Origin of the sequence: Streptomyces sp. NPDC087263 (genome assembly GCF_044744645.1) — a bacterium.
In the GTDB taxonomy this organism is placed as follows: Bacteria; Actinomycetota; Actinomycetes; order Streptomycetales; family Streptomycetaceae; genus Streptomyces.
Genome location: NZ_JBIUYT010000006.1, coordinates 360,048 through 383,365 on the forward strand (window position 1 = coordinate 360,048; position 23,318 = coordinate 383,365).

The window sequence follows — 23,318 nt, forward strand, 5'->3', positions numbered from 1 at the left end:
TACGACGTGGAGGTGCACCATGTGTTCCCACCAGCCTTCGTCCCCGTCCGCGGACGGCACCGCCCCGCACATCGTGGCGGCCCACCCCGAGCAGGGCTGGAACCTCCTGTGCGACGGCGCGATCGTCTTCGACGACAGCGGCGAACTGCACCCCGACGGCAGCGTGATCGCTCCGCGCCGGGCGCTCGTCGAGCAGCTGACCGTCGCCGCCTGAGTCCGAGCGCGGGCGACTGAGGGCCTACGCGTACGCGGGGCAGCTCCGCAAGTCCGTCGCAGCGGACCAGGTCCGTGGGCGATGATCCCAAGTGATCTTCGCGGACTAGAGTGATCAACGTGTCAGAGCACCACGCCCCCCCGGTCCCTCATCGTCACGTTCTACGGCGCGTACGGCCGTTTCATGCCCGGCCCGGTGCCGGTGTCCGAGCTGATCAGACTCCTCGCAGCGGTGGGCGTCGACGCACCCTCCGTACGGTCGTCGGTGTCCCGGCTCAAGCGCCGCGGCCTGCTGGAACCGGTGCGTACGGCGGCGGGTGCGGCCGGGTACGCGCTGTCGCAGGACGCGCGGCAACTGCTCGACGACGGCGACCGGCGGGTGTACGCGGCGGTTCCGCCCACGGACGACGGGTGGGTGCTCGCCGTTTTCTCCGTTCCCGAGTCCGAGCGGCAGAAGCGGCATGTTCTGCGCTCACGGCTCGCCGGACTGGGCTTCGGAACGGCCGCCCCAGGGGTGTGGCTCGCCCCGGCACGGCTCTACGAAGAGGCGCGGCACACGCTGGAGCGGCTGCGGCTCGACCCGTACGTGGAGCTGTTCCGCGGGGAGCATCTGGGCTTCGCCGCGACGGCGGAGGCAGTGGCCCGCTGGTGGGACCTGGCCTCGATCGCCAAACAGCACGAGGAGTTCCTCGACGAGCACGCGCACGTGCTGCACGCCTGGGAACGGCGCGCGGACACCCCTGCGGAGGAGGCGTACCGCGACTATCTGCTCGCCCTCGACTCCTGGCGGCACCTCCCGTACACCGACCCGGGACTGCCCGCCGCGCTGCTCCCGCAGGACTGGCCGGGCGCCCGCTCCGTCGCCGTCTTCCGGGCATTGCACGAGCGGCTGCGCGACGCGGGGATGGCCTTCGCCGACGTACCCGAGCGGGCCTGAACCAGACCCACCGGCTTGTCAACCCATGCCCCTCCCGTCGCTTCCGTCACCATCGCGCGATAGAAGTGCGACAGATCCGTCACCGAGTCACGGATCCGCGATGGCCCCGTAACGGCGGGAGCACCACGCGGGAGGTGGACCGTTCACCTGGGTACACAGCCCCATACCGGGCCGAAAGTCCCGGGACACGCCCGCCGGGAGCCTCTGTCCGGTCGAGTCGTACCCTTTCTAAAGTTGAAAGCAGGACAACCTGCTCAATGAACGGACCCCTTTTGCCCGACACCCCAGCACGCGCCTCCTGGCGCATCGCGCTGCCGCACACCGCCGCGGCAGTGCCCGTCGCCCGTGCGCTGGTCCGTACGGCGCTGGCCGACCTGGAGCACGCGGCCGACAGCGACACCGCCGAACTGCTCACCGCGGAGCTGGTCGCCAATGCCGTGGAGCACACCGCGGGGGACGGTCCCATAGAGCTGGTCGTCGAACTGTTGCCGACCGGCTGCCAGGTCGAGGTGCACGATCCGGACCCCGCGCCGCCCGGCGATCTCACGTTCGCCGACCTGGCCCGCGAGCCCGACCCCTGGCAGGAGCACGGGCGCGGTCTCCTCCTGATCCGCACCCTCAGCTCGTCCTGCGGCCACCGCCCGGCCGGCTCCGGCAAGGCGGTCTGGTTCAGGCTGCCCGTCGTACCGCCGCAGCGACGACGGCCGGTGTAGCCCCCGACAGCAGGCCGCCGTGCGGTCAGGCGAGCGTCGCGACCAGGACCGCCTTGATCGTGTGCAGCCGGTTCTCGGCCTCGTCGAAGACGACCGAGTGCGCCGACTCGAACACCTCGTCGGTGACCTCCAGCGAGTCCAGGCCGTGGCTCTCGTGGATCTCCCGCCCGACCTTCGTGCCCAGGTCGTGGAAGGCCGGGAGGCAGTGCAGGAACTTCACGTCCGGGTTACCGGTGGCGCGCAGGACGTCCATCGTCACGGCGTACGGGGACAGCGCGCCGATCCGCTCGTCCCACACGTCCTTCGGCTCACCCATGGAGACCCAGATGTCGGTGGCGACGAAGTCGGCGCCCACGACTCCCTCGGTGACGTCCTCGGTGAGCGTGATGCGGCCGCCGGCGCGCTCGGCGAGCTTGCGGGCCCGGGCGACGATCTCGTCGGTGGGCCAGTACGCCTGGGGGGCGACGATACGGACGTCCATGCCGAGCAGCGCGCCGGTGATCAGATACGAGTTGCCCATGTTGAAGCGGGCGTCGCCGAGGTAGGCGAAGGCGATCTCGCCGAGCGGCTTGTCGCTGTGCTCCGTCATCGTGAGCACGTCGGCGAGCATCTGGGTGGGGTGCCAGTCGTCGGTCAGACCGTTGTAGACGGGCACACCGGCGTACGCGGCCAGCTCCTCGACGGCGGCCTGGCTGTCACCCCGGTACTCGATCGCGTCGAACATCCGCCCGAGCACCCGAGCCGTGTCCTTCACCGACTCCTTGTGGCCGATCTGCGAACCGGACGGGTCCAGATACGTCGTCGAGGCGCCCTGGTCCGCCGCTGCGACCTCGAACGCGCAGCGCGTACGCGTCGAGGTCTTCTCGAAGATCAGCGCGATGTTCCTGCCCCGCAGGTGCTGGGTCTCGGTCCCGGCCTTCTTGGCCGCCTTCAGCTCGGCGGCCAGCTCGATCAGCCCGCGGAACTCCTCTGCCGTGAAGTCCAGCTCCTTCAGGAAGTGGCGGCCTGCGAGGGCGGTCGGAACTGTCGCCATGAGAGCGCTCCAGGATGACGTGGGTAGGACAGAGGGACCCTGGAATTCTATACGACGATTGACATTTCTATACGGACGCCAGAATGACTATACGGCCCCCCGTTCGACCGGACAGCTCATACAGCGCGGCCCGCCCCGCCCCCGCCCCAGCTCGCTCCCCGGAATCTCGATCACCTCGATGCCCTGCTTGCGCAGGTGCGTGTTGGTGGTCGCGTTCCGCTCGTAGGCGACCACGACCCCCGGTTCGACGGCGAGGACGTTGCAGCCGTCGTCCCACTGCTCACGCGCGGCGGCGTGCACGTCCTGAGTGGCGGTGAGGACGCGGATCTCACTCAGGCCCAGCGCCGCGGCGATCGCGCGGTGCATGTGCTCCGGAGGATGGTCGGTGACCTTCAGCTCCTTGTCCCCCACGCCCGGTTCGATGGTGTACGAGCGGAGCATGCCGAGGCCGGCGTACTGCGTGAAGGTGTCGCCGTCGACCATCGTCATCACGGTGTCGAGGTGCATGAAGGCCCGCCGCTTGGGCATGTCGAGCGCCACGATGGTGCTCGCGGACCCGGCCTCGAACAGCTTGTGCGCGAGCATCTCGACGGCCTGGGGCGTCGTCCGCTCGCTCATGCCGATGAGGACCGCGCCGTTGCCGATGACGAGCACGTCACCGCCCTCGATGGTGGAGGGGTAGTCCGCCTGCCCCTGCGACCAGAGGTTGAAGGTCTCGTCGCGGAAGAGCGGGTGGTGCCGGTAGATCGCCTCGAAGTGCACGGTCTCGCGCTGCCGCGCCGGCCAGCGCATGGCGTTGATGGAGACCCCGTCGTAGATCCAGGCGGAGGTGTCGCGGGTGAAGAGGTGGTTGGGCAGCGGGTCGAGCAGGAAGTCGTCGAGGTCCATGACATGGAAGCGCACGGAGGTCGGCTCCATGTGCGCGTCCAGGTACTCCCGCTTGGTCATGCCGCCGACCAGCGCGGCCGCCAGTTCCGGTGCGGGCAGAGTCTCGAATGAGGCCCTCAGGTGGTCGGTGGCGAGCGGCCCGTACTCCTTCTCGTCGAAGACCCGGTCCAGGACGAGCGATCTGGCCGCCGGGATCTCCAGGGCCTCGGTCAGCAGGTCACCGAAGAGATGGACGGTGACCCCGCGATCGCGCAGCACGTCCGCGAACCCGTCGTGCTCGGCGCGCGCCCGGCGCACCCACAGCACGTCGTCGAAGAGCAGGGCGTCCTTGTTGCTGGGGGTGAGCCTTTTGAGCTCAAGATCCGGCCGGTGCAGGATGACGCGGCGCAGCGGCCCGGCCTCGGAGTCGACATGGAATCCCATGCCTCCATCCTGACCATCCGGACGCGCGTTCACCCGCTGATCGCGCCGACCCGGTCCGTTTCATTTCGTCCCCTTGACGATAACCAAGCCCCTCCATTATCGTCGCGTTGACGAAAACGAACGACGAACGACTGACGACGAACGACTGACCTCTGACGTCTGACCTCTGACGTCGGACGACTGACGACTGACGAAGGTCGCTGCGGCCGATGGGCCGCTCAGCGACAAGGGGGTTATCCATGGCCGACATCACCCGCCGCCTGGGCTGGCGCCATCTGCGGGGAGCGCCGACCGCCCATGTCCGGCACCACCGGTCGGGGAGCCTGCTGCACGACGGTCCCGGGCTCAGCTTCTGGTACCGGTCTTTGACCGCCGCGCTCTCCGAAGTCCCGGTCGACGACCGCGAGTTGGCGATGACCTTCCACGCCCGTACGTCCGACTTCCAGGACGTGGCGGTACAGGCAACCGTCACCTACCGCATCAGCGACCCGGCGATCGCGGCCACCCGCCTGGACTTCTCCATCGACCCCGACACGGGTGCCTGGCGCGGCGCGCCTCTCGAACAGCTCGGGTCGCTGATGACGGAGACGGCCCAGCAGCACGCGCTGGACGTGCTGGCCCGTACGTCGCTGGGCGCCGCCCTGATGGACGGCGTCGCGGCGGTACGGGAACGGATCGCGGGCGGGCTCGCCGCGGAACCCCGGCTGCCCGCGACGGGGATCGAGATCGTGGCCGTACGGGTCGTCGCCCTGCGCCCCGAGCCCGAGGTCGAGCGGGCGCTGCGCACCCCCGCCCGTGAGCAGATCCAGCAGGACGCGGACAAGGCGACGTATGAACGCCGTGCCGTCGCGGTCGAGCGGGAGCGCGCCATCGCCGAGAACGAACTCGCCAGTCAGATCGAACTCGCCCGGCGCGAGGAGCAGTTGGTCGACCAGCGGGGCACGAACGCGCGGCGCGAGGCGGAGGAACTCGCGGCGGCTGACGCGGTGCGCGCCACGGCGGAGGCGGCGCGGACGGTCCGTCTCGCGGAGGCGGAGGCCACACGTACCGTGCGGCTCGCCAAGGCCGAGGCGGAGGCCGCGCGCGGGCTCGGCGACGCCCGGGCCGAGGCGCAGGCCGCCTGGCTGCGGGTGCACGCGGACGTCGATGTCGCCACGCTGCACGCTCTGACGGGGACGCGGCTCGCCGAGAACCTGCCGCGCATCGAGAGCGTCACCGTGTCACCGGACGTCCTGACCGGGCTGCTCGCCAAGCTGGGCAACGGGGCCTCGGGGGAACCGGCGTGAGTCTCGCGCCGCGGGTCGTGCTGGTCCATCGCACCACGGAGTACGAGGAGTTGGTGGCCCGGCACGGGACCCACGGGCAGGCGGCGTTCTTTCTCTCCTCGCGGGGGCGGGACATCGAGGAGGTGGCGGAGCGGAGCCGTCGGACGCGCCGGGCGCTGGCCGAGGTCGCCTCCGACATTCCTCTGACGTGGCGTCAAGCCCGGGTGGAGCGGGCCGACCTGGACCGGTTCCTGTTCGCGCCCGAGGACGTCGTGGTCGTCGTCGGGCAGGACGGCCTTGTCGCCAACGTCGCCAAGTACCTGACGGGGCAGCCCGTTGTGGGGATCGACACCGATCCCGGGCGCAATCCCGGGGTGCTGGTGCGGCATCGGGTCGGTGACGCGGGCGCGTTGATCGCCTCGGCGGTGGTCCGGGGCGGGGTGGCCGACGAACTCACCATGGTCGAGGCCGTCGCCGACGACACCCAGCGGTTGCTGGCGCTGAACGAGATCTATCTCGGAGCGGCCGGGCACCAGACCGTCCGATACCGCCTGGGGCTCGACGACGACAGGGGTGTCGTCGAGCCCCAGGCATCGTCCGGAGTACTGGTGGGGACGGGGACCGGGGCGACGGGGTGGCTGCGCTCGCTGTGGGAGGAGAGGGGGAACCGGGTCCCGTTGCCCGGGCCCACCGAGCCGCGACTGCTGTGGTTCGTTCGCGAGGCGTGGCCTTCGCCTGCCACCGGGACGTCCCTGGTGGCGGGTGAACTCGGCGCCGCCGGACGGCTCAGGCTCACTGTGGAGTCCGACCGGCTCATCGCGTTCGGGGACGGGATGGAGGGGGATGCGCTGGAGCTCACGTGGGGCCAGACGATCCGCCTTGGCATGGCGGAGGCGAGGCTGCGGCTGGTGGGGTGATGGTTTTCGCCCCCGCCGCCCCTACCCGTCCCTTGTTCCTGGGGGCTACCGCCCCCAGACCCCCGCATCGCGCTGAACGCGCTCGTCCTCAAACGCCGGACGGGCTGAGAACCCCCTCACAACCTCGGGTCCACCGGCTCCGACTCCAAGGCCAGCACGCCGAACACCGCCTCGTGGACGCGCCACAGCGGCTCGCCCTCCGCGAGGCGGTCCAGGGCTTCGAGGCCCAGGGCGTACTCGCGGATCGCAAGTGACCGCTTGTGGTTGAGGAAGCGGCCGCGTAGGCGGGCGAGGTTCTCCGGGCGGGTGTATTCGGGGCCGTAGATGATGCGCAGGTACTCCCGGCCTCGGCACTTGATGCCGGGCTGCACCAGTCGCCCGTTCTCGCCGCGGACCAGCGCGGCCACCGGCTTGACGACCATGCCCTCACCCCCGCGCCCGGTCATCTCCAGCCACCAGTCGACGCCCGCCCGTACGGACTCGGGGTCCCCCGTGTCCACGAACAGCCGCCGGGTCGTCTGGAGCAACCCGCTCCCGTCGTGCTCGACGAGGCGGTCGAGCAGCGCGAGCTGCTCGTCGTGCGGGAGTCCTGCCAGGCTGCGCCCCTGGACCGCGAGGATCTGGAAGGGAGCAAGGCGCACGCCCTCCAGTCCGTCCGTGGTCCAGCAGTACCGCCGGTAGGCGTCGGTGAACGCCGCCGCGTCGGCGACCCTCTCCCGCTGCTTGCCCAGCAGCTCCCGTACGTCGACGCCTCGCGCGGCCGCCCCTTCGAGCACGGCCAGCACGCCGGGGAACACGGCCCCGGACGCGGCGCCCACGGCGGCGTACTGCGTACGCAGCAGCCCGGACGCCTTCAGCGACCACGGCATCAACTCGGCGTCCAACAGCACCCAGTCGGTCTCCAACGACGCCCAGAGCCCCGCTGCGTCCACGGCAGCCCGCAGCCGCCCGAGGATCTCCTCCGTCACCTCGGCGGAGTCGAAGAAGGGACGCCCGGTGCGCGTGTAGAGCGCACCCGTCGGACCACCGTCCACCCCGAATCGCTGCCGCGCCGCCCCCGCGTCGCGGCACACCAACGCCACCGCCCGCGAACCCATGTGCTTCTCCTCGCACACGACCCGCTCGACCCCGTCGTCCTTGTACTGCGCGAAGGCCTCGGCCGGGTGCTCCAAGTAGCCCTCGGTGTGCGAGGTCGCGGTCGGTGCCATGGTCGGCGGCAGGTACGGCAGCAGCCGCGGGTCCACGGCGAAGCGGCTCATGACCTCCAGGGCCGCGGCCGCGTTCTCCTCGCGAACCGACACCCGGCCCGCGTGGCGTGTCTCGACGACCCGCCGGCCGTGCACGTCCGCGAGGTCGAGCGGCCGCCCCTCGTGTCCACCGGGTGCCTCGGTGGCGAGCGGCCTGGCCGGCTCGTACCAGACGCGCTCCGCCGGTACGTCGACGAGCTCGCGCTCCGGCCAGCGCAGCGCGGTGAGCTTGCCGCCGAAGACGGCACCGGTGTCGAGGCAGATGGTGTTGTTCAGCCAGGTGGCGGTGGGGACTGGAGTGTGGCCGTACACCACGGCCGCCCGGCCCCGGTAGTCCTCCGCCCACGGGTACCGCACCGGCAGCCCGAACTCGTCCGTCTCGCCGGTGGTGTCCCCGTACAGCGCGTGCGAGCGCACCCGGCCCGACGTACGGCCGTGGTACTTCTCCGGCAGACCGGCGTGGCAGACGACGAGACGTCCGCCGTCCAGGACGTAGTGGCTGACGAGCCCGTCGACGAACTCCCGTACAACCGCGATGAACTCCTCGCTCTCCTCCGCCAACTGCTCGACCGTCTCGGCGAGTCCATGGCTGTGCTGGACCTGGCGGCCCTTGAGGTGACGGCCGAGCTTGTTCTCGTGGTTGCCGGGCACGCACAGGGCGTTGCCGGATCCGACCATGGACATCACGCGGCGCAGTACGCCGGGGGTGTCCGGGCCGCGGTCGACGAGGTCGCCGACGAAGACGGCCGTACGGCCCTGCGCGTGCACCCCGTCGACATAGCCGAGCTTGCCGAGCAGGGTCTCCAGCTCCGAGGCGCAGCCGTGGATGTCGCCGATGATGTCGAAGGGGCCGGTGAGGTGGGTGAGGTCGTTGTACCGCTTCTCCGTGCGGATCTCGGCGCTCTCGGCCTCCTCGACACCTCGCAGGATGTGCACCTTCCTGAACCCCTCGCGTTCCAAGTGGCGCAGGGAACGGCGGAGTTCGCGGGTGTGGCGCTGGATGACGCGGCGCGGCATGTCGGCTCGGTCGACGCGTGCGGCGTTGCGCTCGGCGCAGACCTCCTCGGGCACGTCGAGCACGATGGCGATGGGCAGTACGTCGTACTGCCTGGCGAGTTCGATCAGCTGCTTGCGGCCCTCCTGCTGCACGTTGGTCGCGTCGACGACCGTGCGCCGGCCCGCCGCGAGCCGCTTGCCCGCGATGTAGTGCAGCACGTCGAAGGCGTCGCCGCTGGCGCTCTGGTCGTTCTCGTCGTCGGCGACCAGGCCCCGGCAGAAGTCGCTGGAGATGATCTCGGTCGGCTTGAAGTGCCTGCGGGCGAAGGTGGACTTGCCCGAGCCGGACGCGCCGACCAGGACCACGAGGGAGAGGTCGGTGACGGGCAGGGTGCGCCCCTTGGTGTCGGTCATGCTGCCTTCTCCTCCTTCGCGGTGAGCGCGGCTGTGGTTATCGTGAACGTGGCCATCTGGGTCGGCGGACCCACTTCCGGCTCGTCGGGGCCGACGGGCGTGAACTCCACGCCGTATCCGTGCCGTTGGGCGACCCGCACCGCCCAAGCCCGGAACTCCTCCCGCGTCCACTCGAAGCGGTGGTCGCCGTGCCGGGAGTGGCCGGCCGGGAGGGTCTCCCAACGGACGTTGTACTCGACGTTCGGCGTGGTCACGAGCACGGTCTTCGGGCGTGCGGAGCCGAACACGGCGTACTCCAGGGCGGGCAGCCGGGGCACGTCGAGGTGCTCGATGACCTCGCTGAGCACGGCGGCGTCGTACCCCTTGAGCCTTTTGTCGGTGTACGCGAGCGAGCCCTGGATCAGCTTGACGCGCGCGGACTGCCGCTCTCCCATGCGGTCCAGCTTGAGCCGCCGCGAGGCGACGGTGAGCGCGCGCATCGACACGTCGACGCCGACGATCTCGTCGAACCGCGTGTCCTTGAGCAGCGCCTGCACCAACTGGCCCTGCCCACAACCGAGATCGAGCACCCGTGCCGCGCCGGACGCGTGCAGTGCGGCGAGGATCGCGTCCCGCCGCTGGACGGCGAGCGACACGGTCCTCTCCTGCGCGCCGTCCACGGCCTCTGTGTCCTCCGGCTCCTCGGCGACCGCGTTGTCGATCTCCTCGACCGCGCTGTCGTCGGCCTCGGCGAGCCGGACGAGTTCCAGCCGCTCCAGCGCCTCGCGCGTCAGCGACCAACGGCGCGACAGATACCGGCTGGTGATCAGCTTCTGCTCCTGGTGGTCCGGCAGCCAGCCCTCGCCCGCCCGCAGCAGCTTGTCGACCTCGTCGGAGGAGACCCAGTAGTGCTTGGCGTCGTCGAGTACCGGGAGCAGGACGTAGAGGTGGCGCAGGGCCTCGGACAGGGTCAGTCGCGCCGACTCCAGTACGAGGCGCACGTATCGCGAGTCACCCCACTCGGGGAACTCCGCGTCCAGCGCGACGGCTTCGACCGTCACCGTCCATCCCAGCGGCTCGAACAACTCTCGTACGAGGTCCGCGCCGCCGCGGGCGGGCAGTGCGGGCACCTCGACACGGAGCGGGAGGGGCCGCGCGGGCAGCTCGGGCCTGGCGTTGCACTGGCCCTTCATGGCGCTGGAGAACACCGCGCTCAGCGCCACGGCGAGCAGCGAAGAGGCCGCGTACGGGCGGTCGTTGACGTACTGCGCGAGTGCGGCGTCGGGTGCGCCGCCGCGGCCCTTGCCCTTGCCGCGCCGGACCAGCGCGACCGCGTCGACCTCAAGAAGCAGCGCGGCCGTGCACCGCTCGACGGACGCCTCGGGATAGATGACGTGGGCCGTGCCGTACGACGTCGAGAACGCCTGCGCGTTGTCGGGATGCTTGTGCAGCAGGAAGCCGAGGTCGGTCGCGGGGCGCTCGGGGGTGCCGGTGGCGGTGATCGTCAGGAACACGGTGGGTTGCCTCGAAACATCTTCTGAACTGCGGATACTTGACATACGGACCGGCGCGGCGCGCATGCTCAACGTACAGCGAACTCATCTGTTGGGCTCAGGAATATTCGCGCCGCCCGGCGGCTCACAGGCGGTGGTCGCGGCGTTCCCGCAGCAGCAGCCAGGCCAGGTAGATGCCGCCGGCCACGCCCGTCACCACGCCGACGGGCAGCAGGGCGGAGCCGGTGACGCGTTGGGTGGCCAGGTCCGCGGCGGAGACCAGGAGCGCGCCCATCCACGCGGCCGGCAGGACGTTCGGTCCGGCTGCCCTGGTCACCCGGCGGGCCAGCTGTGGCGCGGCCATCGCGACGAACGGGATGGGTCCGGAGGCGGCGACCGCCATCGCGGTCAGCCCGGTGCCCGCGCACAGCAGCAGCAGACGGCTGCGCTCCGGCGGCACTCCGAGCGCGGCAGCCGTGTCGTCGCCCATCTCCAGCATCGTCAGCCGCCGCCCGTACACCAGGACGACCGGGACGAGGAGCACCAGGCCCAGGGCGGCGATCCGGACCTCGTTCCAGTCGCGGGCGTTGAGCGAACCGATCATCCAGCTCGCGGCCTGCGCCGCCTTGCCGATCTCGGCGCGTACGTAGAGGAAGCTGGTCGCCGAACCGAGCACCGCGGAGGCGCCGATGCCGACGAGGACGAGGCGGTATCCGTGCACCCCCCGTTTCCAGGCCAGCAGATACACCGCGGCGGCCGTGGCGAACCCGCCGCCCACCGCGCCGAGTGCCGTCTGGGGTGCCCCCGCGTCGAAGATCATGATCGCGACGAGCGCACCCGCGGAGGCTCCGTTGCCGAACCCGATGATGTCCGGGCTGCCGAGCGGGTTGCGGGTCAGCGACTGGAACACCGCGCCCGCCATGCCCATCGCGAAGCCCACCAGGAGCGCCACCAGGGCGCGCGGCAGCCGCAGATCGAGCACGATGAACTCGGCCCCGGGCGGGCCGTTCCCGGCGACGGTCCGCACGACCTCCACGGGCGACAGCTGGTAGGTGCCGGTGCCGATGGAGAGCACGGTCACGCAGGCGGTCAGCGCGGCGATGCCGAGGCAGACCAGCAGCGCGCGTGTGTCGTACCGCAGCGACCAGCGGCCGGTACGGAACAGGCCGTGCCGCAGGTCGGTACGGACGGCCCCGAACCGGCGCCGCTCGTCCTCGATCAGGGTCACAGCTGGGCCACCTTCCGTTGCCGCACCAGATGGATGAAGAGGATCCCGCCGAGGAACGACGTGACGATGTCGACCTCGATCTCCGACGGCGGCACCACGACCCGCCCGATCACGTCCGAGACGAGCAGCAGCACCGGCGCGAGCACCGCGCAGTACGGCAGGAGCCGGCGCGGGTCGGGGCCGACGACCGCGCGGGCCGCGTGCGGGATCATCAGCCCGACGAAGCCGATCGGCCCGCACACGGCGGTGGCGCCGCCGCACAGCAGCGTGATGGAGAGGACCGACAGCACGCGGGTGCGTCTCACTTGGGTGCCCAGGGCCTGGGCGTGGTCCTCGCCGAGCGCGAGCGCGCCGAGCGGCCGGGCCAGCGCGAAGGCGAGCAGGGCGCCGGCCACGAGCAACGGCAGCACGGTGAGCAGGAGTTGGGGATCGCGTTTGGCGAGCGTGCCCACCGACCAGTGCCGCATGGCGTCCAGGGCGCTCAGGTCCCACAGTTGAAGCCCGTTGACGTAACCGAAGAGGGCCGCGTTGATGGCGGTTCCGGCGAGGGCGAGCCGGACCGGGGTGGCGAGGCGGCCGCCGCCGAGCGCGTTCACTGCGGTCGCGGCGACGGCCGCCCCGCCTAGCGCGAACCACAGGTATCCGGTGAACGAGGTGATGCCGAGCACGCTGATCGCGGTGACGACGGCGGCGGACGCGCCCGCGTTGACGCCGAGCAGCCCGGGGTCCGCGAGGGGGTTGCGGGTCAGGGTCTGCATGACGCCGCCCGCGATGCCGAGCGCCGCGCCGACGGCGATCCCGATGAGGGTGCGCGGCAGCCTGAGGTCCCGGATGATCGCGTCGTTCTCGGTGCCCGAGGGAGCGAAGAGTCCCGACCACACCTGGCCGAGCGGTATCTGCTTGGTGCCCACGGCCAGCGACAGCGCGACCGCCCCGGCCAGCAGCGCCAGACCGAGCAGCAGGCCCGCCGCCCGCACCGAGGCGCGGGGGCGGCGCCCTTCCTTGTCGATCGCCGCCTCGGGTGGCGCGGATGACGTCGCGGCGCTCACCGCCGTACTCCCGCGGTCTTGGCGCTCGGCTCCCGGAACCGGGCGGGTTCGTCGGCGACCACCGCGGTCCCGTGCCGCCACAGCCGGGCGTACGCGCCGTCGGCGTCCAACAGCTCGGTGTGCGTGCCCTGTTCGGCGATGCGGCCGTGGTCGAGGACGACGATGCGGTCGGCGCGGGCCGCGGTCGACATGCGGTGGGCCACGACCACGGTGGTACGCCGGTGGGCCGCCCGTTCGCCGGCGAGGGCGACCGTCCGCTCGGTGGCCGGGTCGAGTGAGGCGGTGGCCTCGTCGAGCAACAGCACGGCGGGGTCGACGAGTTCGGCGCGGGCGAGCGCGATGAGCTGGCGCTGCCCCGCGGACAGTGACCTGCCGCCCTCACCGACGGGCTGCCGGAAGCCGTAGGGCTGCGCGGCGATCGCTTCCAGCGCACCGACGGCACGGGCCGCGGCCTCCACGTCGGCGTCGGTCGCGGCGGGCCGGCCGTAGCGGATGTTGCCCGCGATGTCGCCGCTGAACAGGTGGGCTTCCTGCGGGACATAGCCGATGAGACGGCGGTAGCCGGACACCGGCCAGCGGCGCAGGTCGGTGCCGTCGACCAGAACGCTGCCCTCGTCGGGGTCGTAGAAGCGGGCCAGCAGTTTGACGACGGTGGACTTGCCCGCGCCGGTGGTGCCGACCAGGGCGACCGTCTCACCGGCGGCGATGCGCAGGTCGACCCCGCGCAGGGACGGCCGCTCGGCGCCCGCGTAGGTGTGCCCCGCGCCCCGCAGTTCGACCTCGCCCCGCAGGCGCTCGGGCAGCGGGGCCTCGTCCGCGGCTGTGGGCACGGACGGGGTGATCCGCAGGAGTTCCATGATCCGGCGCAGACCGACGGAGGCCTGCTGATAGCTGTCGAAGGTGAGGGACAGCTGCTGGATGGGCGAGAAGAACATGCCCAGGTAGAGCATGAACGCGACCAGCACACCGGACGACAGCTCGCCGGAGGCCACCCGGTGCGCGCCCACCAACAGGACCAGGGCGCGGGAGAGTTCGGCGGTGAGGTTGATGCTGGGGAAGTAGACGGAGGCATAACGCTGGGCGCGCAGGCGCGAGGCCTGGTACGCGTCGGAGAGCTTGTCGAAGTCACGGGCGGCGCCCTGCTCGCGGCCCTGCGCCTGCGAGGTGCGCAGTCCGCTGACGTTCTCCTGGAGTGAGGAGTTCACCTCGCCGATGCGGCGGCGCGCCTCGTCGTACGCGGCCGACGACAGCCGCCAGAAGACATAGGTGGCGGTGAGGATCAGTGGCAGCAGGGCGAGTGCCGCCAGCGCCAACGGCGGGTGGACGACGGTCATGGCGCACACCGCGCCGGTGATGGTGGCCAGCGAGGCGACGGACGTGAGCAGCCCGTTCTGGAGGAAAGCGGACAGGGCGTCGATGTCGTTGACGACGCGGGTCATGATCTGGCCGCCGCGCTCACGCTCGTAGAAGTCCATGCCGAGGCGCTGGAGATGGGCGAAGGTGCGTACGCGCAGCCCGTACAGGACGCTTTCCCCGGCGCGGCGGGTGACGCGGGCCTGCATGTTCAGAGCTGCCCAGCTGATGGCGACCGCGGCGGCGGCCAGCAGGACACAGACCGCGAGTACGGCGCCCTCGTCGGCGGACACACCGTTGTCGAGGCCGCGTCGCACGAGCAGCGGCAGGGCGACGCCGGCCGCGGTGTCCACGGCGAGCAGCGCGAGCCCCAGGAGCAGCGGTCCGCGTACGGGACGCAGCAGCCGACGGAGGGTGGGGCGCGGTCCTGGTGAGCGCAGTGCCTGCTCGTCGAGGCCGGGCTCGTCGTCCGGGGCGGCGGCGCTCCCGGTGCGGGTGGCCGGGGGCGGCACGGGCCACAGGTCGGGGGTGACACCGTCCTGCGCGGTGACCGGCGCGGGTCCGGTGCGGTCGTCGAGGCTGCCGCTGGGTCCTGCGAGCAGTTCGCGGAACAGGGCACAGCGTTCGGTGAGTTCGGCCTCGGTGCCGAGGTCGACGAGGCGGCCGCCGTCCAGGACGGCGATGCGGTCGGCGAGGGCGAGCGTGGAACGGCGGTGGGCGATCAGGACGGTCGTACGGCCGTCCGCGGCACTGCGCAACGCGTCCTGGATGACCGCCTCGGTCGCCGGGTCGACGGCCGACGTCGCGTCGTCGAGGACGAGGACACGCGGGTCGGTGATCAGGGCGCGCGCAAGGGCGACGCGCTGCCGCTGGCCGCCCGACAGCCCCATCCCTCTTTCCCCGACCTCCGTCGCGTAGCCCTCGGGCATGCCGCTGATGAAGCCGTGCGCGTCGGCGGCCCGCGCCGCCGCCTCCACCTCGGCGTCGGTCGCCTCGGGGCGGCCGTGCGCGATGTTGTCGCGCACCGAGCAGGAGAAGAGGAAGGGATCCTCGAAGACACTGCCGATGGCGGAGCGGAGGGAGGCGAGGCGCACCATGCGGATGTCGGTGGTCTCGCCGGGTACGGCGTGGGGCGGGCTGGGCAGGCGGAGCGCTTCGCGGGGTATGTCGTCTGCTGCGCCGGGCATGCCGGTCAGCTCACCGGGTACGCCATCTGCCTTGCCGGGTACGCCGGTTGCCGCACCGAGTGCGCCATCTGCCTTGCGGGGTACGCCCGTTGCCGCACCAGGTACGCCGGTTGCCGCACCGGGTGCGCCGTGCGCCGCGCCGGACACGCCGAGCACGCCATCCACCGTGCCGTGCACGCCGGTTACCTCGCCGGGTACGCCATCTGCGGTGCTGCGCAAGCCGGTTACGCCGTCCGCTGCCCCAGACGCCCCGGTTGCCGAGCCGAGTACGCCCTCCGCCGTACCGCGCAAGCCATTCGCCTCGCCGGTTACGTCATCCACCCGGCCAGGTGCGCCGACGTGGACGCTGCCGGACTGGGGGTCGTAGAAACGGTTGAGGAGCAGGGACACGGTGGATTTGCCGGAGCCGGGTGGGCCGACGACGGCGAGGGTTTCGCCGGGGTGCACGGTCAGGGAGAGGCCGGTGAGGACCGGGTCGCTGGGCGCGTAGCCGAAGGTGACGTCGCGCAGTTCGATCCGCAGCGGGCCTTCGGGGAGATCCACGGCGTGCGGGTGGTCCGTGATGTCCGGTGTGGCGTCGATGAGTTCGTGGACGCGCTCGGAGGCGGCCCGCGCCTGCTGGGCGGTGACGGTGAAGTTGGCGAGGAGCCTGGCCGGGCCCGCCAGCAGCGTCAGATAGCCGGCGAAGGCGAGGAACGTACCGACGTCGATGCTGCCGCGCAGCGCGAGCCAGCCGCCCACGGCGAGTACGCCGACCTGCCCTGCCGCGGGCAGCGCGGACATGCCGGCGGTGGCCGCCGCTTGGAGGCGGGCGACCACCACCCGGCGCGTGAAGAGGGTGCGGGAGGCGCGCGCCATGCGTTCCGTCTCCGCGTCCTCCCGGCCGAAGGCCTTGACGACGCGTACGCCGGTGACGGTCTCCTCGACGTGCTCGGCGATCGTCGCGGCCTGCGCCTGTGCGTTGCGGGTGGCGGGCACCAGACGCGTACGGCTGCGGGCGGCGGTGAACGCGAGCGCCGGCAGCACGGCGAGGGCGACCAGCGTGAGCGGCGTGGACAGCCACAGCATCGCGGCGAGCGAGACCGTGAAGAGCGCGGTCACGCCGATCGGGATGGGGAGCATGCCGAGCATGATCTGGATCTGCTGGAGATCGCTGTTCGCACGGGAGACGACCTGCCCGGTGCGCAACTCGTCCTGTTTGACGCCGTCGTAGCGCTGGACCGATGCGAACACGGCGGTACGGAGTTGGTGCTGCACGGCGAGTGCGAGCTTGCCGGCGAAGAAGCGGCGGGTGAACTCGGCGCCGAACTGGACGACGGCCAGAGCGCACAGGACGGCGACGAGGACGCCGACCCGGTGGGTGTGCCCGGCCACGGCATCGTTCACGGCGATCCCCGCGAGCAGCGGGCCGAACGCTTCGAGGCCGGTGCCGAACGCGGAGCCGAGGACGAGGGCGGTCAGGAGGCGGGGGTGGCTACGGCAGGCCGTGGCGAGCCGCCGTATTCCACCCGGTTGGGGACGCGTTCCGGTGGACATGAACTTAGCTTAGGCTAACCTTACCTTTACTGTTGACGATTTCACCGACAGACCTTGTGCCCGTGCACCCATGTCCAACTACCCCTGGTGTACGACTCGTTGAGAAGAGGAGACATGCGCGTCCTGCTGGCAGGCCCGCCCTTCTTCGGGCTGCTGTATCCCATGGTGTCGCTCGCCCACGCGCTGCGGGCAGCCGGCCATGACGTCCTCGTGGCCACCTGCGGCGCGGCCGTCGGGCACACCGAACGCGCCGGGCTCAACGCCGTCGACTGCGCGCCCGGCATCGACCCCGACGCGCTCTACGCACGCATGGAGAAGGACAAGGGCGACCGCAAGCCGCCCGCGCCTGGTGAGCCCGGCGAGCCGCCGAAGGGCAGGGGATTCTCCTTCTTCAGCGACGAGATGGCCGACACCATGGTCAAGGTCGCCGAGGAATGGCGGCCCGACCTCGTCGTCCACACCCCGCTCGGCGTGGCCGGACAACTGGTGGCCGGCCGCCTCGGCGTCCCCTCGGTCCTGCACGCCGTGGGCTTCGGCCACACCGGGGCACACGTCCGCATGATCAACAACACCCTTGCGCCCGCCTACGAACGGCACGGGCTCGAAGGCCCCGCGCCCGTCGCCGCCTGGCTCGACATCGCGCCGCCCAGTATGAGCAGCACTGCCGAACCCCGTCGCTGGTTCATGCGGTACGTCCCCTACAACGGCGGCGGCAGGCTGCCCGACTGGCTCTCCGCGACCCGTGAGCGCCCCCGCGTCACCGTCACCCTCGGCACCGTACGGCCCGTCGTCGACGGGGTGTCAGCGGTGAAGTGGGTGGTGGACGCCGCGCGGGAGACCGACGCGGAGTTCGTCCTCGCGCTCGGCGGCGGGGACCTCAGCGCCCTGGGCACCCTGCCCGACAACGTGCGGCCCGTGGGCTGGATCCCGCTGGGTCTGCTGCTGGCCCGTAGCGACGCCGTCATCCACCACGGAGGCTCGGGCACCACCTTGACGGCACTCGATGCCGGGCTGCCGCAGATCGTCCTCGGCGAGGGCGCCGACCGGCCCGCCAACGCCGCCGCCGTGCGGGCCCGCGGCTGCGGCCTCGTGCCCGACGGACCCGGCGACCTCACGGCCGGGCTGATCGACCGCCTCCTGACCGACGACGCGCTGCGCGCCGCCGCCCGGGACACGGCCCGCGAGATGGCCGCCCTGCCGAGCCCCGCGGACACCGTGCCGCGGCTCGTCGAACTCGCCCGCACCCACGGAGAGCTGCGGTGACCGCGCCACGGACGCGCGCCACCACACCACCTGACCCCCGGACCGACGCCGCACCACCTGCCCCCCGGACCGACGCCGCGTCGCCCGACCTCCAGACCGGCGCCGCATCGCCCGGCCCCCGGATCGACGCCGCATCACCCGACCTCCAGACCGGCGCCGCATCGCCCGGCCCCCGGATCGACGCCGCACCGCCCGACCTCCAGACCGGCGCCACACCGCCCGACCCCCAGACCCGCGCCACACCGCCCGACCCCCGAACCACCACCGCACCACTCGACTCCCAGACCGGCGCCGCATCGCCCGGCCCGCGGATCGACGCCGCATCACCCGACCTCCAGACCCGCGCCACATCGCCCGGCTCCCAGACCACCGCCGCACCACCCCACCCCCAGACCCGCGCCACACCACCCGACCCCCGAACCACCGCGCGGCCGGTCCGTATCACCGGACCGCGCGTCGCATGCCTCGTGACCCACCTGGGCGCGACCGACGTCGGCCAACACGAGCTTCTGACAGGGGAGTTCTGGGCCGAAGTGGAGCGCCTCGGCACCCCGCTCGTCGAGGAGGTCGAGGACGAGCCAGGCCACCGGGCCGTCACCTTCCTGTGGCGCGGTGACCGAGCGACCCGGCAGGTGCTGCTGCTCGGCAACCGCATCATCGACCGCGAGAACCTCGCGGGCTCCCTGCTGGAGCACATCCCCGGCACCGACGTCTGGCACCTGGGGCTGCGGCTGCGCTCCGACCATGTCGGCTCCTACCGCATGGCGGCCGACGTCTCTGCCGAGGAACCCCCCAAGGACCCGGACGAACTCCAGCAGCGACTGCGGTCGCTGTCCGGGCACGCCGCACCCGACCCGCTGAACGCGCACGTCATGCCAACCCGCTGGCACCCGGCCGACAGCTCGGCCTTCGCCCTGCCGGACTCCCCCGCGCAGCCCTGGGCGGGGCGACACGGCACCGTGCCGGCCGGGCGTGTCGAGCGCCACCGGGTCACCGCCACCGCGCTCGGCGGCGATCGCGACGTATGGGTCTACCTGCCGCCGGGACACGGCCAGGGCGACACGAGCGCCGCTGCGGGTTCCGGCGGGAGCGCCGCTGCGGGTTCCGGCGGCGCGGACCCGCTGCCCCTCCTCGTACTGTGCGACGGCGACATGTGGTTCGGCCGGCTCGAACTCGGCCACACGCTCGACGCGTTGATCGCCGACGGCGCGCTGCCACCGCTCGCCGTGCTGTCACCCGACGCCGTGGACCGGCACACCCGCTGGAGCGAACTGGGCGGACGCCACGAGTTCGTGGCCTTCCTCACGGACGAACTGCTGCCCTGGGCGGCCGGCCGTTGGCCGTTGACCACGGACCCGGGACGGACCGTCGTCGCGGGCCAGAGCCTGGGCGCCCTGACCGCGCTGTACGCCGCCCACCTGCGGCCCGACCGGTTCGGCAACGTGCTCGCCCAGTCGGCTTCCCTCTGGTGGCGGCCCGGGTTGCCACCGGGCGTGCCCAAGTCGGCGGTCGCCGGCATTCCCTGGGTCATCGACCTCTTCGCCGAAGCGGGCCCCCGGCCCCTCACGATCCACCTGGACGTCGGACTGCACGAGGGGCTCATGGTCGACCACAGCCGCGTCGTGTATGACGCCCTGCGCTCGGCGGGCTACCGGATGACCTTCAACGAGTACAACGGCGGCCACGACTACGCCTGCTGGCACAGCGCCTTGGCCGACGGCCTGGTGCGGCTATTGGGTCCAGAGCCCCGCTGACCCTGCCTCGCCCCGCGCGCCACCCCAAGACCCACCCCCGCACCCCCATCCATTCCCTTTCAACTCCCGTTGCCACCAAGGAGCTTACGCAGATGTCCTCCACCCGAGCCTCCCGTAGAGCGGTCCTGACCTCGGCTGCCGCCGTCATGACGGGAGCATTGCTCCTGACCGCCTGTGGCAGTGACGACGACAGCAGCGTCGCCGCGGACTCGAGCACGTCGGCCACCCGCACGATCACCGACGCCCAGGGCCGCAAGGTCACGGTGCCCGCCGAGCCGCAGAAGGTCGTCGCGCTGAGCGAGCCGACGCTGGATGCCGCGCTCGCCCTCGGCATCGAGCCCGTCGGCGCCACGGCGGGGCGGGGCCAGACGGGGGTGTCCACCTATCTCGCCGACAAGGCCTCGAAGGCGGAGGTCGTCGCCACCGTCGCCGAGGCCGACATGGAGAAGCTGGCCACGCTCCAGCCCGACCTCATCCTGCTCGACGAGACGACCGGTGCGAAGGGGGAGCTCGCCAAGCTCCAGGCCATCGCACCGACGGTGGTCACCGCCAAGCTCAACGAGGACTGGAAGGTGGCTTTCACGGCCACGGCCGACGCGCTGAACAAGAAGGAACAGGGCGAGAGGATACTGAGCGACTTCGACGCCGACGTCGCCGCCACGAAGGAGAAGCTCGGCGCCAACGCCGGCGCGGTGGTCAGCGTCATCCGCTGGCAGGACAACGCCCCTTCCGTCGTCGGCAAGGGCAAGGGTCACGTGGGCTCCACCCTCTCCGCGCTGGGCCTGGACCGGCCCACGGACCAGCAGGGCGAGAGCAGCGGACACAGCGAGCCGGTCAGCCTGGAGAAGCTCACCACCATCGACGGTGACTGGCTCTTCTTCGGCACCCTCGCCGACAAGACCGACGGGGCGAAGGCCTACGCCGAGGCGCAGAAGGTGCCCAACTTCAGCAACCTGGAAGCCGAGAAGCAGGGCCACGTGGTGGTCATCCAGGGTTCGGCGTGGAACAGCGCGGGCGGCCCGCTGGCGGCCCGGATCGTCCTCGACGACGTGACAACGGCACTGACCGGCTGAGCGCGGGCCCGCAACTCACCGACCAACGCTCCCCGATGACGGGAACGGGACCGCCCAACTGAGCACCGACCGGCAACTCACCGACTGGTTCGCCCAGATGACAGGGTCAGGCACGCCCGCTCGGTGAGCCGGTGGGCGGCGCACTCATGGGGCGCGCCGCCCACGCCGTCGCCGGACACCCGGCCCGAGCATGGCTCCCGAACTACGCCAGCTGCGACTGGACCCGCGCCGAGACCAGTTCGAGGTGGTCGAGGTCGTCCAGGTCGAGGATCTGAAGGTAGATGCGCCGGGACCCGATCGCTGCATATCGGCCGATCTTGTCGACGACCTCGTCCGGAGTACCGGCCAGGCCGTTGGCCTTCAGTTCGTCGACCTCCCGCCCGATCGCGGCGGCGCGGCGCGCGACCTCCGCGTCGTCCTTGCCGACACAGGCCACGAGCGCGTTGGAGTACGTGATGTCCTCGCCCTTGCGCCCGGCCTGCTCCGCCACGGCGCGCACCCGGCCGAACTGGCGCTCGCTGTCCTCGATCGACGCGAACGGCATGTTGAACTCGTCGGCGTACTGGGCGGCGAGCCGCGGGGTGCGGACCGTGCCGTGGCCGCCGATGAGGACAGGCACCTTCGCCTGGGCGGGCTTGGGCAGGGCCGGCGAGTCGGTGAGGTCGTAGTAGGTGCCGTGGTGGCTGAAGGTCTTGCCGGGCTCGGTCGCCCAGAGCCCGGTGACGATCGCCAGCTGCTCCTCCAGGCGAGCGAACTTCTCCTTCGGGAACGGGATGCCGTACGCCTTGTGCTCCTCCTCGAACCAGCCCGCACCCAGGCCCAGTTCCACCCGGCCGCCGGACATCTGGTCGACCTGCGCGACCTGGATCGCGAGGACGCCTGGCAGCCGGAAGGTGCCGGCGGTCATCAGCGTGCCGAGCCTGATGCGCTTGGTCTCGCGGGCGAGCCCCGCGAGGGTGATCCAGGCGTCGGTCGGGCCCGGGAGGCCGTCGGCCGAGCCCATGGGGAGATAGTGGTCGGAGCGGAAGAAGGCGTCGAAGCCGAGGTCTTCAGTGGCCTTGGCGACTGCGAGAAGGGTGTCGTAGGTCGCGCCCTGCTGGGGCTCGGTGAAGATTCGAAGATCCATGCCTCCATCCTGCACGGTCCCGTACCGGTCAACCCATCGGTCCCACGGGGGTACTCCTGTCCCCGGTCGGGTGAAAATCCGTCAACCCCGTGTGTGGCACGTCTCCGCGCCAGTGACCCGGCTCGGTGATGATCGTTGGCTCGGGCGGAGCCGGACCGCCCGGCACCGTCGCCGGCGGTCGCCGGGGCGTCACCCGCACCGGTCCCCTGTCGGGACCACCGGGCCGAGGAGGCCGTCATGTCCCACATGTCCCAAGACGCAGTTCCACAGCAGGTGGTGCCTGCGCAGCCGAAAGGGCTGCTCCAGCAGATGGAGGAGCTGATGGCGGCGCTCAACGCCGATCTGTCCCAACTGGACGCGGATCTTTCGAACCCCCGGCCCGCTCTCGCGGACGAGGGCGACCGCGGCTGACGCCGGGGGGCGAGTTTCGCCCCCTCCGCCCCTACCCGTCCCTTGTTCCTGGGGGCCACCGCCCCCACACCCCCGCATCGGCCTGAACGCCCTCCTCCTCAGACGCCGGACAGGCTGAAAGATCTTTCCCGGCCCGGAGCTGAAAAGTGCCGCCCCCACGGGTGGATGGGGGATCGGGATGGCGCCGCCCCGCTCAAACACCGGACGGACTCAAAGACCTCCCCGGCCAAGGCTGAAGAAGCCACCCTCGCAGGTGGATGGGGAATCGGGATGGCACGGCCTCCTCCTCGAACGCGGGACAGGCCGGCGACTCTTCACCCCGCCGCCTTGTCCTGCAGCGTCAGTCGTCTCAGCATCTCCAGCACCCGGTCCCGGGACTCGTCCGCCGCGTCGATGGCTTCCATGCACTGCCAGTACGTCGCCTGGTCGTCCGCCGCGCAGGCGATTCCGACGAGGGCGATCCCGACCTCGCCCAGGAGACAGCCCAGGCAGACGAGTGCCTCGCGGGCGTCGCCCAACTCGGTGAGCCGGGCGGCCCGTAAGGCGCTGACGTCGAGGGCATGGGCGCCGAGGACGCCGCAGCCCCGGCCCGCCAGCTCGGTCAGCCCCAGGGCCTCGCCCCGGAGTTCAGGTGGTCCGGAGACGGCGAACCGGCTGCCTATCGCCTGGGCCAGGGCATGCGCCTGCCACGCCTCCCGCATCACCTCCGGGGTCTCGCCGGTCCCCGCCAGAGCACGCCTGCTCGCCACGATGAGCCGCATCGCCTCCATGCGCTGTCCCCGTCTGTCCCGACGTGCTCACCGCACGTCCACCCGAACCC

General features: G+C 71.6%; 17 protein-coding genes and 1 pseudogene. 9 read left to right on the plus strand and 9 right to left on the minus strand.

Features of this window, described 5'->3' with window-relative positions:
• The first annotated feature begins 19 nt into the window (after positions 1 to 19).
• The 3 genes and pseudogenes from ACIPC1_RS21825 (at position 20) to ACIPC1_RS21835 (ending at position 1,863) form a co-directional block, all read left to right on the plus strand.
• Positions 20 to 214: a DUF5999 family protein gene (locus tag ACIPC1_RS21825; protein ID WP_402519230.1), complete on the plus strand. Its 195-nt coding sequence runs from the start codon at positions 20 to 22 to the stop codon at positions 212 to 214.
• A 110-nt stretch (positions 215 to 324) separates the two neighbouring features.
• A pseudogene (locus ACIPC1_RS21830) lies at positions 325 to 1,150 on the plus strand (PaaX family transcriptional regulator C-terminal domain-containing protein).
• Positions 1,151 to 1,407: 257 nt separating this feature from the next.
• Entirely contained in the window at positions 1,408 to 1,863 is a 456-nt protein-coding gene (locus ACIPC1_RS21835) for an ATP-binding protein (protein WP_402519231.1), read from the plus strand.
• A 25-nt stretch (positions 1,864 to 1,888) separates the two neighbouring features.
• On the opposite strand, the gene argF is transcribed toward ACIPC1_RS21835, so the two are convergent.
• Both argF and ACIPC1_RS21845 read right to left on the minus strand, forming a co-directional pair.
• A complete protein-coding gene (gene argF / locus ACIPC1_RS21840) occupies positions 1,889 to 2,896 on the minus strand; it encodes an ornithine carbamoyltransferase (RefSeq protein WP_402519233.1) in 1,008 nt (335 codons plus the stop codon).
• A gap of 87 nt (positions 2,897 to 2,983) precedes the next feature.
• Positions 2,984 to 4,207 (minus strand): arginine deiminase, encoded by a 1,224-nt coding sequence (locus ACIPC1_RS21845; protein WP_384376246.1) that lies wholly within the window; start codon positions 4,205 to 4,207, stop codon positions 2,984 to 2,986.
• A gap of 239 nt (positions 4,208 to 4,446) precedes the next feature.
• On the opposite strand from ACIPC1_RS21845, the gene ACIPC1_RS21850 reads away from it, so the two are divergent.
• Both ACIPC1_RS21850 and ACIPC1_RS21855 read left to right on the plus strand, forming a co-directional pair.
• Positions 4,447 to 5,493 carry an SPFH domain-containing protein gene (locus ACIPC1_RS21850; protein WP_402519236.1) on the plus strand — a complete coding sequence of 349 codons (1,047 nt, stop codon included), beginning with the start codon at positions 4,447 to 4,449 and terminating at the stop codon, positions 5,491 to 5,493.
• A complete protein-coding gene (locus tag ACIPC1_RS21855; RefSeq protein ID WP_402519237.1) occupies positions 5,490 to 6,389 on the plus strand; it encodes a hypothetical protein in 900 nt (299 codons plus the stop codon). Before ACIPC1_RS21850 ends, ACIPC1_RS21855 begins: the two co-directional genes overlap by 4 nt.
• A gap of 116 nt (positions 6,390 to 6,505) precedes the next feature.
• On the opposite strand, the gene ACIPC1_RS21860 is transcribed toward ACIPC1_RS21855, so the two are convergent.
• From ACIPC1_RS21860 to ACIPC1_RS21880, 5 genes are all read right to left on the minus strand, one after another.
• Complete coding sequence (locus tag ACIPC1_RS21860) at positions 6,506 to 9,046, minus strand: polynucleotide kinase-phosphatase (protein ID WP_402519238.1); 2,541 nt, start codon at positions 9,044 to 9,046, stop codon at positions 6,506 to 6,508.
• Positions 9,043 to 10,539 (minus strand): 3' terminal RNA ribose 2'-O-methyltransferase Hen1, encoded by a 1,497-nt coding sequence (locus ACIPC1_RS21865; protein ID WP_402519240.1) that lies wholly within the window; start codon positions 10,537 to 10,539, stop codon positions 9,043 to 9,045. Before ACIPC1_RS21865 ends, ACIPC1_RS21860 begins: the two co-directional genes overlap by 4 nt.
• A gap of 124 nt (positions 10,540 to 10,663) precedes the next feature.
• Complete coding sequence (locus tag ACIPC1_RS21870; protein WP_402519241.1) at positions 10,664 to 11,746, minus strand: FecCD family ABC transporter permease; 1,083 nt, start codon at positions 11,744 to 11,746, stop codon at positions 10,664 to 10,666.
• Positions 11,743 to 12,795 carry a FecCD family ABC transporter permease gene (locus ACIPC1_RS21875; RefSeq protein ID WP_402519243.1) on the minus strand — a complete coding sequence of 351 codons (1,053 nt, stop codon included), beginning with the start codon at positions 12,793 to 12,795 and terminating at the stop codon, positions 11,743 to 11,745. Before ACIPC1_RS21875 ends, ACIPC1_RS21870 begins: the two co-directional genes overlap by 4 nt.
• Positions 12,792 to 16,871, minus strand: coding sequence for an ABC transporter transmembrane domain-containing protein (locus ACIPC1_RS21880; RefSeq protein WP_402519245.1), 4,080 nt, complete (start codon positions 16,869 to 16,871; stop codon positions 12,792 to 12,794). The genes ACIPC1_RS21875 and ACIPC1_RS21880 overlap by 4 nt, the downstream gene beginning before the upstream one ends.
• 114 nt (positions 16,872 to 16,985) lie before the next feature.
• On the opposite strand from ACIPC1_RS21880, the gene ACIPC1_RS21885 reads away from it, so the two are divergent.
• The 3 genes from ACIPC1_RS21885 to ACIPC1_RS21895 all read left to right on the plus strand — a co-directional run bounded on the left by ACIPC1_RS21885 (position 16,986) and on the right by ACIPC1_RS21895 (position 20,961).
• Positions 16,986 to 18,134: a nucleotide disphospho-sugar-binding domain-containing protein gene (locus ACIPC1_RS21885; RefSeq protein WP_402519247.1), complete on the plus strand. Its 1,149-nt coding sequence runs from the start codon at positions 16,986 to 16,988 to the stop codon at positions 18,132 to 18,134.
• The gene (fes, locus tag ACIPC1_RS21890) at positions 18,131 to 19,888 is read left to right on the plus strand and encodes an enterochelin esterase (RefSeq protein ID WP_402519248.1); all 1,758 of its coding nucleotides are present in this window, start codon (positions 18,131 to 18,133) and stop codon (positions 19,886 to 19,888) included. The genes ACIPC1_RS21885 and fes overlap by 4 nt, the downstream gene beginning before the upstream one ends.
• A 92-nt stretch (positions 19,889 to 19,980) precedes the next feature.
• The gene (locus ACIPC1_RS21895; protein ID WP_402519250.1) at positions 19,981 to 20,961 is read left to right on the plus strand and encodes an ABC transporter substrate-binding protein; all 981 of its coding nucleotides are present in this window, start codon (positions 19,981 to 19,983) and stop codon (positions 20,959 to 20,961) included.
• Positions 20,962 to 21,163: 202 nt separating this feature from the next.
• On the opposite strand, the gene ACIPC1_RS21900 is transcribed toward ACIPC1_RS21895, so the two are convergent.
• A complete protein-coding gene (locus tag ACIPC1_RS21900) occupies positions 21,164 to 22,087 on the minus strand; it encodes an LLM class F420-dependent oxidoreductase (RefSeq protein ID WP_402519251.1) in 924 nt (307 codons plus the stop codon).
• 237 nt (positions 22,088 to 22,324) lie between these two features.
• Between ACIPC1_RS21900 and ACIPC1_RS21905 the strand changes: the two genes are divergently transcribed.
• Positions 22,325 to 22,498, plus strand: coding sequence for a hypothetical protein (locus tag ACIPC1_RS21905; RefSeq protein ID WP_402519590.1), 174 nt, complete (start codon positions 22,325 to 22,327; stop codon positions 22,496 to 22,498).
• 314 nt (positions 22,499 to 22,812) lie between these two features.
• On the opposite strand, the gene ACIPC1_RS21910 is transcribed toward ACIPC1_RS21905, so the two are convergent.
• Positions 22,813 to 23,268, minus strand: a complete 456-nt coding sequence (locus ACIPC1_RS21910) for a DUF6099 family protein (protein WP_384376275.1) — start codon at positions 23,266 to 23,268, stop codon at positions 22,813 to 22,815.
• Positions 23,269 to 23,318: the final 50 nt, after the last annotated feature.

Bases quoted from the DNA above. Each gene is read 5' to 3' on its own strand.
- ACIPC1_RS21825 (WP_402519230.1), top strand. From the start codon at position 20: ATGTGTTCCCACCAGCCTTCGTCCCCGTCCGCGGACGGCACCGCCCCG.
- ACIPC1_RS21835 (WP_402519231.1), top strand. From the start codon at position 1,408: ATGAACGGACCCCTTTTGCCCGACACCCCAGCACGCGCCTCCTGGCGC.
- argF (WP_402519233.1), bottom strand. From the start codon at position 2,896: ATGGCGACAGTTCCGACCGCCCTCGCAGGCCGCCACTTCCTGAAGGAG.
- ACIPC1_RS21845 (WP_384376246.1), bottom strand. From the start codon at position 4,207: ATGGGATTCCATGTCGACTCCGAGGCCGGGCCGCTGCGCCGCGTCATC.
- ACIPC1_RS21850 (WP_402519236.1), top strand. From the start codon at position 4,447: ATGGCCGACATCACCCGCCGCCTGGGCTGGCGCCATCTGCGGGGAGCG.
- ACIPC1_RS21860 (WP_402519238.1), bottom strand. From the start codon at position 9,046: ATGACCGACACCAAGGGGCGCACCCTGCCCGTCACCGACCTCTCCCTC.
- ACIPC1_RS21880 (WP_402519245.1), bottom strand. From the start codon at position 16,871: ATGTCCACCGGAACGCGTCCCCAACCGGGTGGAATACGGCGGCTCGCC.
- ACIPC1_RS21885 (WP_402519247.1), top strand. From the start codon at position 16,986: ATGCGCGTCCTGCTGGCAGGCCCGCCCTTCTTCGGGCTGCTGTATCCC.
- ACIPC1_RS21895 (WP_402519250.1), top strand. From the start codon at position 19,981: ATGTCCTCCACCCGAGCCTCCCGTAGAGCGGTCCTGACCTCGGCTGCC.
- ACIPC1_RS21900 (WP_402519251.1), bottom strand. From the start codon at position 22,087: ATGGATCTTCGAATCTTCACCGAGCCCCAGCAGGGCGCGACCTACGAC.
- ACIPC1_RS21905 (WP_402519590.1), top strand. From the start codon at position 22,325: ATGTCCCACATGTCCCAAGACGCAGTTCCACAGCAGGTGGTGCCTGCG.
- ACIPC1_RS21910 (WP_384376275.1), bottom strand. From the start codon at position 23,268: ATGGAGGCGATGCGGCTCATCGTGGCGAGCAGGCGTGCTCTGGCGGGG.